This window comes from Streptococcus sp. HF-2466, from assembly GCF_015594645.1.
GTDB classification, from domain to species: domain Bacteria; phylum Bacillota; class Bacilli; order Lactobacillales; family Streptococcaceae; genus Streptococcus; species Streptococcus anginosus.
Window position 1 is genome coordinate 29480 of record NZ_JADNQU010000008.1, and the last position, 13321, is coordinate 42800.

At 38.3% G+C, this 13321-nt stretch carries 11 protein-coding genes; 8 read left to right on the plus strand and 3 right to left on the minus strand.

Annotation, left to right across the window (positions count from 1 at the left end; all coding sequences use genetic code 11):
• Positions 1-2 precede the first annotated feature (2 nt).
• Entirely contained in the window at positions 3-1658 is a 1656-nt protein-coding gene (locus tag IYQ91_RS07150) for a PTS lactose transporter subunit IIBC (protein WP_195673459.1), read from the plus strand.
• Positions 1659-1770: 112 nt separating this feature from the next.
• The gene (locus tag IYQ91_RS07155) at positions 1771-3999 is read left to right on the plus strand and encodes a glycosyl hydrolase 53 family protein (RefSeq protein WP_195673460.1); all 2229 of its coding nucleotides are present in this window, start codon (positions 1771-1773) and stop codon (positions 3997-3999) included.
• 34 nt (positions 4000-4033) lie between these two features.
• On the opposite strand, the gene IYQ91_RS07160 is transcribed toward IYQ91_RS07155, so the two are convergent.
• The 3 genes from IYQ91_RS07160 to IYQ91_RS07170 form a co-directional block, all read right to left on the minus strand.
• The gene (locus IYQ91_RS07160; protein ID WP_022526317.1) at positions 4034-4291 is read right to left on the minus strand and encodes a GIY-YIG nuclease family protein; all 258 of its coding nucleotides are present in this window, start codon (positions 4289-4291) and stop codon (positions 4034-4036) included.
• Positions 4281-5027, minus strand: a complete 747-nt coding sequence (locus IYQ91_RS07165; RefSeq protein ID WP_195673461.1) for a tRNA1(Val) (adenine(37)-N6)-methyltransferase — start codon at positions 5025-5027, stop codon at positions 4281-4283. Before IYQ91_RS07165 ends, IYQ91_RS07160 begins: the two co-directional genes overlap by 11 nt.
• Before the next feature lie 96 nt (positions 5028-5123).
• Positions 5124-7478 carry a cation-translocating P-type ATPase gene (locus IYQ91_RS07170; protein WP_195673462.1) on the minus strand — a complete coding sequence of 785 codons (2355 nt, stop codon included), beginning with the start codon at positions 7476-7478 and terminating at the stop codon, positions 5124-5126.
• Between the two features lie 119 nt (positions 7479-7597).
• Here IYQ91_RS07170 and IYQ91_RS07175 point away from each other — a divergent pair, with 119 nt between their 5' ends.
• The 6 genes from IYQ91_RS07175 (at position 7598) to IYQ91_RS07200 (ending at position 13309) form a co-directional block, all read left to right on the plus strand.
• A complete protein-coding gene (locus tag IYQ91_RS07175; RefSeq protein ID WP_195673463.1) occupies positions 7598-8338 on the plus strand; it encodes a lysophospholipid acyltransferase family protein in 741 nt (246 codons plus the stop codon).
• A 130-nt stretch (positions 8339-8468) separates the two neighbouring features.
• The gene (locus IYQ91_RS07180; protein WP_195673464.1) at positions 8469-9110 is read left to right on the plus strand and encodes a DJ-1/PfpI family protein; all 642 of its coding nucleotides are present in this window, start codon (positions 8469-8471) and stop codon (positions 9108-9110) included.
• A gap of 192 nt (positions 9111-9302) precedes the next feature.
• Positions 9303-11384, plus strand: a complete 2082-nt coding sequence (locus IYQ91_RS07185; protein WP_195673465.1) for a C69 family dipeptidase — start codon at positions 9303-9305, stop codon at positions 11382-11384.
• A gap of 189 nt (positions 11385-11573) precedes the next feature.
• Positions 11574-11849 carry a helix-turn-helix transcriptional regulator gene (locus IYQ91_RS07190; protein WP_195673466.1) on the plus strand — a complete coding sequence of 92 codons (276 nt, stop codon included), beginning with the start codon at positions 11574-11576 and terminating at the stop codon, positions 11847-11849.
• Between the two features lie 194 nt (positions 11850-12043).
• Positions 12044-12304: a DUF3169 family protein gene (locus IYQ91_RS10040; protein ID WP_229311734.1), complete on the plus strand. Its 261-nt coding sequence runs from the start codon at positions 12044-12046 to the stop codon at positions 12302-12304.
• A 303-nt stretch (positions 12305-12607) separates the two neighbouring features.
• Positions 12608-13309 carry a CPBP family intramembrane glutamic endopeptidase gene (locus tag IYQ91_RS07200; protein WP_195673467.1) on the plus strand — a complete coding sequence of 234 codons (702 nt, stop codon included), beginning with the start codon at positions 12608-12610 and terminating at the stop codon, positions 13307-13309.
• Positions 13310-13321: the final 12 nt, after the last annotated feature.

Below are 13321 nucleotides of genomic sequence, written 5' to 3' on the forward strand. Positions count from 1 at the left end.
CCATGAACGGAATTATCAAACAAATTGAGAAAGGAAAACCTTTCTTTGAAAAAATATCACGCAATATTTATCTTGGCGCTATTCGTGACGGCTTTTTAGCCGCCATGCCTGCAATTTTATTTTCAAGTATTTTTATCTTGCTAGCAGCAATTCTAGAAATTTTTGGATTTAAGTTGCCAAATGATGTTTCCACCTGGCTTTGGAAAGTATATGGCTATTCTATGGGTGTAGCAGCTATTCTCGTGTCTGCTACGACCGCTCGTTGTTTGTCAGAATCAATGAACCGCAATATGCCGACCAACAAGACTATCAATTCGGTTTCTGTTATGTTGGCTTCCATTGTGAGCTTCCTCCTTTTAAGTGTGGATCAAATTGAAAACGGTTTAGCCAATGGCTACATGGGAACAAAAGGGATTTTAGCGGCTTTTGTAGCAGCTTTTATCACGGTGAATGTTTATAAATTCTGTGTATTGAAAGACATTACTATTAAGATGCCAAAAGAAGTCCCTGGAACGATTTCTCAAACTTTCCGTGACGTCTTTCCATTTTCATTTGCAGTATTTGCTACTGTCCTGATTGATACAATCGTGCGTTATTTCTTTGGGCATTCGTTTGCAGAAGCTGTTATCACACTTCTCCAACCTTTGTTTACCGCAGCTGATGGCTATTTAGGAATTTCAATTATTTGGGGAGCAATGGCGCTCTTCTGGTTTGTTGGTGTGCATGGTCCTTCAATTGTAGAACCAGCTATTGTCGCGATTATTTATGCAAATGTGGAAACAAATTTACAGTTGGTAAAAGCAGGTCATCATGCTTCAAACGTGTTGACAGTTGGGCTTGGAAACTTCGTTGGCACAATGGGTGGTACAGGTGCAACATTGGTTGTTCCATTCCTCTTCATGCTCTTTGCAAAATCTAAGCAATTAAAAGCTGTCGGAAAAGCTTCCTTTGTTCCGGTTTGCTTTGCAGTCAATGAGCCATTGTTGTTTGCAACACCGATTATTTTAAATCCTTATTTCTTTATTCCATTTTTAATCGCTCCAATGATCAATGTTTGTGCTTTCAAGTTCTTTGTTGATGTGTTAGGTATGAACAGTTTTATGTATGTCCTTCCTTGGGCAACACCAGCACCGATTGGCTTGATTTTAGGTACGGGTGCAGGAATCTTATCTATTGTGTTGATGCTGTTGTTGATTGTAGTTGATTCTCTCATCTACCTTCCATTTATCAAAGCGTACGATGATTCATTAGTAGAAGAAGAAGCGAAAAAGGCAGAAGTGATGGAGCTTGAAGAAGCAGCAGAAGCTGAAATAGACGATCAAATTCAAGCGGTTGCAGATGGAAAGCATCATAATATTTTGGTTCTATGTGCCGGTGCAGGGACAAGCGCCATGCTAGCAAATGCACTAACAGAAGGTGCAGCAGAACTAGGCATAGACCTCAGTTCAACAGCTGGTGCTTATGGTTCGCACTACGATATTATGAAAGATTTTGACATGATTGTGCTAGCTCCACAAGTCAATTCTTACTATGAAGATATTAAGAAAGATACGGATAAATTGGGCATCAAACTTGTTGCGACAAAAGGTGCTGAATATATCAAATTGACGCGTGATCCTAAAGGTGCTGTGCAATTCGTTCTTTCGCATTTTGAATAACTAGCCTTCTTATAAAATGTTCGTTTAAAAACTGATAAAACCTATTTCTTGTTTTATCAGTTTTTTAAAGCGAACACTAAAATATTAAACCAATTAGAAATAGGAAAACTGTATGAAAATAGGATTAAGATTGTCACTTGTTTTTGCTGCTAGTCTTTGTTTGCTTGGAGGAGTCATTCCTATTAAAGCTAATGAAAATACTAAAATACGTGTTGATAAAGTTGAAAATTTATCATCTGATTTTATCATGGGGACGGATATTTCAACAGTAATTGCTCAAGAAAAAAGTGGTGTAGAGTACAAAGATGAAAATGGAAATGTCAAAGATATCTTTGATATTTTGAAAGAAAATAGTGTGAATTATATTCGTGTCAGAGTATGGAATAATCCTTATGATCATAACGGACATGGTTATGGCGCTGGAAATAGCGATATAGAAAAGGCAATTGAGATTGGAAAACGAGCTACAGCACATGGTATGCGGCTACTAGTGGACTTTCATTATTCAGATTTTTGGGCTGATCCAGGACGTCAAGTTCCACCAAAAGATTGGACAAATATGAATGTGTCTGAAAAATCAGAGGCTTTATATCAATACACCAAAACGAGCCTTCAAAAAATAAAAGCAGCTGGTGTCGATGTTGGAATGGTTCAAGTTGGTAATGAAACAACGAGTAGCGGGATAGCAGGTGAAGCAGGAGAGGAACGCTATCAGTTGTTTGTAGCAGGCGCCAAAGCAGTGCGAGAAGTGGATGCAACTATACTGATAGCTTTTCATTTTACCAACCCAGATAAAACGGAAACGATACTGAATTACGCAAAAGGTTTATCAGATCACCATATTGATTATGATGTATTTGCTACTAGTTATTATAGTTTTTGGCATGGTAATTTAGATAATCTGACTTCAGTTTTAAAGACAGTGACCGAAAAGTATGGGAAAAAGACACTTGTAGCAGAGACTTCTTATGCCTATACATTAGAAGATGGAGATGGTCAACAAAATGTTATCCGAACACAAAATCAAATGATGGTAGGTGGCTATCCCGCTTCTGTTCAGGGGCAATCGCATGCCTTACGAGATGTCATTGATGCAGCCAATAAAGCAAGTGCATTAGGCATCTTTTATTGGGAACCAGCTTGGACACCGGTTAGTTCCAAAGGAAAAGAAGTAAATACACCTATTTGGGAAAAATATGGTTCGGGCTGGGCTTCTAGTGCCGCCATTGGGTATGATCCAAATGTTAATCAGGAAAATTACGGTGGATCTGAATGGGATAATCAAGCATTGTTTGATTTTACAGGAAAAGCTTTGCCATCACTTGCAACATTTAAATATGTTTATACTGGGTTGAATACAAATCTAAAATATGATAAGAATGAAGAAGCAGAGCTGCAAGAGAGTTTGTTATCAAATTCTAGCTTTGAGGAAGAAGATCTTTCAGATTATACTTTTAACGATTTTATCAAGCGTAGACAAGACACGCCTAAAACAGGCAAGTATGCCATGAATTTCTACAATGGCGCAAACGATTACACAACTGGCATTGAAAGAAAGATAACACTTCCAGCAGGAACTTATCAATTTTCTGCTCAAATTCAAGGTGGTGATACGAATGGCTCTGAAGATATTTATGCTTTTGCTCGTGCTGAGGCAGTAAATGTTCAAAGTGAAAAAGTCAAACTAGCTGGTTGGTCAAATTGGCAGACAGCGAAATTGAACTTTACACTAACAAAAGAGACAGAGGTGACACTGGGAGTATTTGTGAAAGCAAATAAAGGTTCATGGGGAACAATTGACGATTTGCTTTTAACCAGAGAAGGAGTAGATAAGACAAAGTTGGGAACCGCTCTTTCTTCGGCAAAAGAAAAATTAGCGGAAACTATGCATTATACAAAGGATTCACTTGCGAACTTAAAAGAACAAGTAGAAGAGGCGCAAGCTATTTTACAAAAAGATGATGCGACACAAGCAGAGATTGGTGCAGAATGTGAAGCATTACAGACTGCTATTCAAGCCCTTGTACCACTAGAAAATCAATCTTCATCTAATGTTCAGCATGAAGATGGTAAAAAAACAAAGGAAAATTCTAATAATAAAGAACAAAAAGGAGAAAACTCCCATGCTGGGTTGACAGATTCTGATTCGTCTAATAAAAATGGGAAGTCTTCTCAAACGAATAGGAACAAGGAAACTTTGCCTACTACAAGTGACAAAAAATTAGCTAAAACCAAAGAATTATTACCAAGTACAGGAACTAGCATGTCATATTTAGCTGGTATCGGTGTTGTTTTTCTGAGCGTATTTGTTGCTGTCATTTCTAAGAAAAATAACCAATAAATCATTGCAAAAAAGTAGAAAGACCTCCCGCTTTCTACTTTTTCTTATCTGCAATATATTCTAATTTTTGTTGTCGTGTTTTTCTTTTAAAGAGGGCTTCGGCTGACATGGCAGAAGGTTTGTCGGGAAATTCTTCTTGATACAAAAGAGTAACAGGTAATCGTGCACGAGTATATTTGGCGCCCTTTCCAGTATTATGTGTATGAAGTCGTTTTTTAACATCAGTCGTGTACCCTGTGTAGAGAGAGCCGTCGGCACATTCCAGAACATACATATAGGCTTTAGTTTCCATAGTAAATCTCATGAATTTCTGGAGTGTAGCTGCCATCTTCATTATGAATGAAAAGCGGTGGCAGGATTTTTAGCCCGTCACGGGAACCATCTTTGATAGCTTCAATGAGGAGCATATTGGCTTCGCGATTTGTCTTTGGGTAAACAAATTGAATGCGTTTTGGTGCTAAATTGTGAGCAGTCATAGTGTCAACAATATCAAGGAATCGTTCGGGACGATGAACTATTGCTAAGCGTCCGTTGGATTTCAAGACCCGTTGGGAAATTTGACAGATTTCTTCCAGATTTGTCGCAATTTCATGCCGGGCAAGCAGATAGTGCCGACTTGCATTGAGATTAGAATGTTCATCCACTTTAAAATAGGGTGGATTGCATAAAATCATGTCCACTTTACTACCATCGATATAGTGGGTGAGATATTTCAAATCATCCTGAATGACCTGCATTTGGTGGGTTAAGCCATTTAGCTCAATAGAGCGCTCTGCCATATCTGCCAGTCTCTCTTGAATTTCAACTGCTATGATTTGAGCCTTGGTTCGGGTGCTTGCAAAAAGCCCAACGGCACCATTTCCAGCACAAAGATCCACGATAAGACCACGTTTAGGTAAATTTGGAAAGCGAGAGAGGAGCACGCTATCTACTGAGTAGCTAAAGACCTCTCGATTTTGAATAATTTTGACGTCAGTAGAAAAGAGCTGATTGACTCGCTCACCGTCTTTTAAAAGAATTTCTGCCATATATCCTTATTATATCATGATTTAGAGGAAAAGAAGCAACAAAAATAAGCAGTAAGACAAAAATGTACGTTTTTTCTTACTGCTATACCTTAAATTTTATAAATTTTTTTCCCGTTTGTTCTGTATGTGTGTCACGACAATAAAAGTAATTGTAAATAAAATCATCAAAATGATATAGATTGGGAAGCTATTGCTGGTTAGAGTAGCGATTTCGATGTACTTTTGCAGGAGAACGGCTGTTCCAAAGAAGCCAATGAGTGACCAGAGGATCAGCAGAATCCGCCAGAGATTGAGTGGCAGGCAGGCACGAACAACAGATAGAAAGCCGATAGAACCTAATAAATAATAAAGTAGAGTTGAGATTTCCACCTGTGACCAGCCATGCAGCCCACCGAAAATATTGACAAATAAAACGCTAAAGACGACCATTAAACCGCTCGGTAGAGCCTTAAAAATAGCTTTTTTAAGAAAGTCGGGTTCGACTGGTTTGATATTGCGCTCAAAGGTGAGGACAAAAGGTGGTAAACCTTCAACAAATTGGTCAATTAAGGTGATTTGAATAGGGATAAATGGAAAGACTAAGAGCCATTCTGCTCGACCCAGTAAGATACTGGAAATACAAATGATTGTCAAAATGAACGAATAAGTTGTTTTAATGAGGAAAATTGGTGCAATGCGGGCGATGTTATTAACAACACGGCGTCCTTCAAAGAGAATTTCAGGGACATCGTTAAAGTCAGAATTGAGCAAAACGAGATTGGCAACTTGTCGTGTTGCGGGATCTCCTTCAGCCATGGCAATGGAGCAGTCTGCTTCCCGTAATGCCAGAATATCATTGACTCCGTCACCAGTCATAGCTGTGGTGTGCCCTGCTTTTTTCAGGGTTTGAATGATAAGTTTCTTTTGATGAGGAGAGACGCGGCCAAAGATAGCAGTCGTTTCTGTCAGCTCAATCAACTCTTGATCCGTTACTTTTGAGCAGTCAACATAACTTTGGTAGTTTGCAAATCCTGCCTTTGCAGCAATGTTTGACACAGTAATTGGATTGTCACCTGAGATGACTTTCAAGCCAACTTCTTGTGAGCGTAAGTATTCCAAAGTATCAGCTGCCCCGTCACGAATCGGATCTGTGATTTCTAAAATAGCAATGGGCTCAATGCTAGTTGGTAAGTGAATGTGTTTATGGTCAATGCGTTCAGGACTAATGGCTAAAGCGAGTACGCGCGAACCACGCTTTTGGGCTTCCTGTGCTAGCTCAATTTCTTTATCAAAGAGCATTTCAGGTGCACCGAGAAAGACTGTACCCAAGTCCGACATTTCCATTGCTCCCCATTTACGGTCACTAGAAAATGGGATCATATTACTTGTTTGATAGTCAGTCGGAGTAGTAAATTGCTTGCGAATGGCTTGGGCAGTTGGATTATTGTCATCGCTTGCAGTGATATAAGCACTAAGAATGTCAGAGATTGCTTGTTCTGAAAAATCTTCTGTGAGTGGGCTGAAGGTTTCAACGTGCATTTTCCCTTGGGTAATCGTACCTGTTTTATCAAGGCAGAGCATATCAACACGAGCTAGCGTTTCGACGGAGTACATTTCTTGTACGAGGACTTTTCGCAATCCTAACTTGATGACTGCTGTTAAAAGTGAAGTAATCGTTAAAAGTGCAATTCCTTTTGGCAACATTCCCAGAAGAGCTGTCGAAGTATTGACAACCGAATCTTTGACAGGCAAGTGTTTTACCAAAAGTGCTTCTAGAAAGAGCGCAATCCCAAAAGGAATAATGATTTTCCCTGTGAAACCTGCAATTCTGTCCATGGATTTCATGATACGAGAATTGATTGGTTTAACGGTTTTTGCTTCTAGCATGAGCTTAGAGGCGTAATTGTCAGCTCCGACATGAGTAATTTCAGCTATTACATGACCACTGACAAGAAAACTTCCTGAGAGCAGTTGATCCCCAATCTCCTTTTGGACGAGGTCGCTTTCTCCTGTCAGCATGGCTTCGTTTACTTCTGCAAAACCGTCTAAAACAGTTGCATCGCTTGGAATTTGCTCACCTGCGCTCAAACGAATCACATCACCTAGAACTAACTCTTCTGGATTGATAGATGTGGTTTGCCCGATACGGATAACACTAATCTTTTCTTTATTTAAGAGATTGAGTTTATCAACCATGTGCTTGGCGCGTAACTCTGTGACAATACCAGAGAAAGCATTGAAGCAGATAACGGCAAAGAAGACCAGATTGCTCCATGCTTGTACAATAACGAGTGCCAGGGCAATGGCAAAATTTAACGCATTAAATAACGTAAAAACATTGCGCTTGATGATTTGCCAGGTGCTGGTACTTGTATTGGCTGTAAAATTATTGGTAAGTCCTTGTGCAATTTTTTCTTGGACTTGCTGGTGGGTTAATCCTGTAAATTCTTTCATGTTCATGAGGATAATCATACCATTTTTTTAATAAAATTTCTAATAGAATCCATTCAGCTGTAACAGTTTTAAAGCAAAAAAAGTTTGCGAGTGGGCATTGGATAAGGTATAATGAAAAGGATAAGAAGGGAGAGCCTATGTTTTATAGATATTTGAGAAGATTGGTGATGTTGATTTTATGGGCTTTAAATGGCAATGCGCACTACCACCATTTGGAGAACATTCCAGACCAAGAGGAAAATTATATTTTAGTGGCTCCACACCGTACTTGGTGGGATCCTGTTTACATGGCTTTTGCAACAAGACCTAAGCAATTCATCTTTATGGCAAAAAAAGAATTATTCACGAATCGCGTTTTTGGTTGGTGGATTCGGATGTGTGGTGCTTTTCCGATTGACCGTGAAAATCCTGGAGCATCTGCTATTAAATACCCTGTCAAGATGTTGAAATCAAGCGATCGTTCTTTGATTATGTTTCCAAGTGGAAGTCGGCATTCGACAGATGTTAAGGGCGGTGTAGCCTTGATTGCGAAAATGGCAAAGGTACGGATTCTTCCAGTCGTTTATGTTGGTCCGATGCATTTGAAAGGATTGGCAAAAGGTGAACGTGTAGACATGGATTTTGGGCACCCGATTGATATTTCAGACATCAAAAAGATGAATGATGAAGGTGTGGAAGAAGTTGCCCGTCGTATTCAGACAGAATTTGATCGTTTAGATGCCGAAGTAGCAGCTCTTGAAGTGAAAAAAAGTCCAAATATATTATTGCTGTTGCCACGTTTGATTGCCCTCTTACTATCCCTTGTTGTTGGCTTGTTGACATTTGTTTTTAGTTTTATCGCAAGCTTTGTTTGGGATCCTGAAAAGCATAGAAAATAAAATCTCTTATGGAGGATGATAACTATACACCTATCTGGATAGCAGCAATCGTACAGAATGAAATGTAATTTGTATATCTGGCAAAGCAAGTGTAGCAAACATTTGATTTATGTTTCTAAAAGGAGCCTCTATGAAAATAGCAGTTTTATTGTATCCAGCATGTTCATTGCAGGAAATCACAACTTTGACATCAATACTTTGTCTTTCTTTTGGACAATCTTTGGATTATCTTGCTTCAGAAAAGAAAGTCTATACGAGTGAAGAAGGATTGCAAGTTATTCCAGATTTTACTTTTAAAGAAGTGCAAAATGAAAAGTATGATTGCATCATATTGCCAGGCACACTAGATCCATTTGTTAGCCTTTATGATTCCAGACTAATCTCTTTTTTGGAGAGGGTAGACACAAAGCGGACGATGGTAGCGGCTATTTCCTCATCGTCTATGTTTTTAGGAAAAGCTGGTTTGTTGAGAAGCAGGTATTACACAGGTGGTCTGTATATGGAGTTGGTAGAGTATTTTTCTTTTTTGGAAAAAGAAAATATGCTCCATCAGCCTGTTGTAAAAGACAAGAATGTTATTACAGCCATTGGATTTGCCTATGTAGAATTTACCCAGACCGTTTTGGATACTTTAGGATTAGAATTACCGAGCAATTTCTTTTTGAGAAAAAATTTCTACAGCCCAGAGGAATTAACTTATCATTTAGAAGCAAGCGATTACCAAAAAATACTGCAAAAGATTTCACAATATGAACGATGTACCCAGGAATGATTTCCTGGTTTTTTACTATGAATTTTAAGATATAAGGAACCAAAACACACAAAACTTACATGAAAGCGCTTGCTAAAATAGATTTAAAATAGTATACTAAATTTAGGGTATACGGTTTTAAAAAGGTGATAAGAGTGATGCTCACTCTTAAAGGTTGATGTATTCAACATACAATCATAAAAGGAGAAATATATGAAAAAATTGATTTTTCGATTAACAATTCTGTTATCTGCTCTTATGCTCTTTCCTTTTCAAGCAGTAGAAGCCTGTACAGGTTTTATTGTTGGGAAGAACTTGACAGCAGATGGTTCGACTTTGTATGGTCGTACAGAGGATTTGGAGCCTAATCATAACAAAGTCTTTAAAGTTCATCCAGCCAAGGACAATCAAGCAGGAGAAAAACTGATTGATGAAACGAATGGCTTTGAATGGCAATTACCTGCACATAGCTATAAATATACTTCTGTTTCGGACGTTACACCAAAAGAAGGTATTTTTGATGAAGTAGGCTTCAATGAGCATGGAGTTTCCATTTCTGCTACAGTATCAGCTAAGGCGAATAAAGCTATCCAGAAAGTTGATCCTTATGTAGAAAAAGGGCTAGCAGAATCCATTATGACAACGGTTGTCTTGCCACATGTCAAAACAGCTCGTGAAGGTGTGGAGCTCATTGCAGAGATTGTCAAAAAACAAGGTGCTGCTGAAGGAAACATTGTGACAATTGCAGATAAGACAGGTGTCTGGTACATGGAAATCCTCTCTGGCCACCAATATGTTGCCATTAAATATCCAGACGACAAATATAGTATTTTCCCTAATACCTTCTTCTTAGGAAGTGTTGATTTTAATGATAAGGAAAATGTCATTGCTTCAGAAAATGTAGAAAAAGTAGCACGAGATGCAAATTCCTACAAGGAAATCAATGGCAAGTTCCATATTTCCCAATCTTACAATCCGCCAATGGCAGAAGCTGATCGTTCACGGGCCTGGGCTGGTATTAAGGCTTTGAACCCAGACGCACCAGTCAATTATGATGATAAATATTTTGATTTGTTGCAATCTAGCAATAAAAAAATCAGCGTTGCAGATGTGATGCGGATGCAGCGGAACCGTTTTGAAGGAACGCAATTTAAACCCCTTGACCAAATGGAATTGGACGGGAAGGGCATTCCTCAGCGTGGAAAAGTAGATCCAGTCTATAAATATCCTCTTGGCAATCCAAACGTAATGGAAGCGCACATTTTCCAATTGAAAGATAATATCCCTGCTAGCATGGGTGGTGGCACAATGTGGCTTTCTGTTGGTAGTCCTTGTTTCGCTCCATACCTACCATATTATGGAAATATCAACAATACTTATGCTGCTTATCAAGTTGATACAACGAAATATGACAAAGATTCTTGGTACTGGGTTGCGTCACACATTTACGATATGGCAGCCAAATATCAAAAACTATTTGGCAATAGCATTCAAGAAAAATGGAAAGCACTGGAAGCGCGATTGATTGAAGAACAAGCCAAATTAGATGAACAATATGCAGCTGCAGGAGGAGCTTCGTCAGAAGAAGTGACTGCATCTAGTATGGCGCGTGCAGAGGAAGTCTTTAAAGAAATGAAAGCTCTAGAAGCTGAAATGGAAGAAAAGATTAAAAATGAGCAAACGCCACCAAGCTCTAGCTCAGAACCATCTTCAAGTACAAGTGAGTCATCTTCAACTTCGTCTACATCTCAATCTTCGTCAAGTACAAACGAAACTTCTACATCTAGTTCATCAGATGTTGAAAAACCAAAACCAAACGAAACTTCTGATACCTTAGTGGATACAGCTACAGGTGTTCGTTTGCAAAATGCAGATTTAGTAAAGGCTAATCTCAAATTAGCAGTTAAAAAGACAATTGAAGAAAATGCAGATAGCTATGATATTACTTTGACCAATCCAAAAGTTGAAGCAGTGTCACAAGTTAGCTCCACATTAGTGACAGTACCAGTGAAACAAGGTGCTACGGTGGATTCTGTTTATGCTATGAAAGACGGTAAGCAAGCGGAAAAATTTGATTTTGTTCTCAACAAAGACCAAACGATTAGCTTTAAAACAACACACTTCTCTACTTACAAAGTGAATTATAAAGTTGTTAAAGAAGCGCCAAAACAAAATAGACGTGGCTTCCTTCCGTCAACTGGTGAAAAAGTAACCTTCCTTGGTTTAGTAGGAATTGTCATTTTAGGAGTTGTCATCTTCATCTTAGCAAAACGTTCAAAAAAGAATAATGACTAGTTGAAGTAAGAAAATCAACATCATGTTGAAGGGATTCCCTCAAAGTTAGGTACAAACTAATTTTGGGGGATTTTTATATGAATTGGATAAATTTCTACATTGAATTGACAATGATAATGTTATTTTTGACAATAATAGTTGTCAAAATGACGTGGATGAGTTACAATAGAGATGAAAGGAGAGGAGCATATGAAGCTGGAAAATCGATTAAAAGAACTTCGAGCGCGAGATAGGTTGAATCAAACAGAGTTGGCTAAAAAAGCAGGAGTTTCTCGACAAACCGTCAGTTTGATTGAGCGGGGAGAGTATGCTCCGTCTGTCATCATTGCCTTGAAGATTGCACATATTTTTGGTGAAAACGTAGAAAATGTATTTTATCTAAAGGAGAATAGCGATGAAAAAATGGATGAAAATTATCGGTTTACTAGTAGTGAGTGTTTTGCTAGGAATTTTTGTAGCAAATAGTTGGCTCGGAAATTTCCATTTTCCAACTTTTTTAAATAGTACACTTTTCGGGTGGATGATTCGTGTGCTTAATCTGATTTTATTTTGTATGACGATTTATTTACTACAGTCTAGTCGGACAATTCAAAGGCAGTCATATTCTATATGGACAATATTGTCTCCAAAAGACAATTGAGTAGGTTCTGCATTTTAAATTGCCAATCGTTACATTTCCCGAAGATGTTTTAGCCTTGATGAAGACCTATGATGAAGCAGAAAGAGAAGCACATTATGAGCAGAGCTTTAAGATTCCTTTTCAGTTAAATCAGTTTATTTTGCCAGCGTTCTACATCCTCCTGTTTACTATTTCGCTTCTATTACGTGAAGTTCAATACCTTCCTATTGCAATCGTAGTCTTTATCCACCTCTACATCAATGTAGCAAATATTTCTATGATAAAGAAATACTTTAAATAAGGCTGGTCAAAAAGTATTTCTGCCTCTATCTCATTTAGTGATAAGCGAATAGCGCAGTAGGTGATTGCTCAAAGCATTGCTTTGAGGTAGCGGATAGGGCTTGTGAAGCAAGTCTCAAACCTGTTCGCTTTTCAAGCTAGAAAGAACACTTTTGACGAAAACTCTGTTTTTTTTATCCACTGCCTCAACAGTCAGGGAGACTGTTGAGCAGTCTTACAGGGAGGGAACTACGAACTTAAATTTTTCAAGATAAGTTCTGTCCCAATCTTATGAAATATAACTAGTTATACGAGGAGAATTTTAATGAAAAAAATAGCCCATATTGGACTTGGAATTGTAAAATTATTGGGACTAATTGTGTTAGTCATGGCTATCAATGGCATTCCTATGTTGTTTCTAGCTAGAGGGCAAGATTTGCCCGTGTATATAGAAATTTTACTGGTGTTAGCCTACCTTGTGCTCATGTTTTTTGCTATCCGCACTTTATGGAGAAGATACCAAACACACATCTCAAAAGACGTCAAAGTTCTGTCGTTTTCTTGGGGAGATTTTGGAAAAGCCTTGTTATTCTTTTTAGTGGCGAGAGTGGTAGCAGTAGTTGGAACTTATCTAAATATTCTTTTAACAGGACAAAGTACGACCAGCAACGATAACGCTTTACAAAGTCTAGGAAAAATTATGTCAGTTGATCACATCTTTTTTGCTTTGTTATATGTGATGACGGTTGCAGTGATAGCTCCGATAATTGAAGAACTGGTGTTCCGCGGTTTTGCGACGATCTTTTTCTTTGAAAAAGATCAAAAAATATCAGCAGCCATCATAACATCTATCATTTTTGCACTTCCTCATATTTCAAAATGGACAGAGTTTCCACTTTATTTTGCCATGGGATTAGTGCTTTATGCTGCCTTTGCACGTCGAGGAAATCTCAAGGATTCAATAGCTGTGCATATTTTAAACAACACACCAGCAGCTCTCGTTATGCTGCTTACGATGTTTCAATAGTGGTTTAAAAAT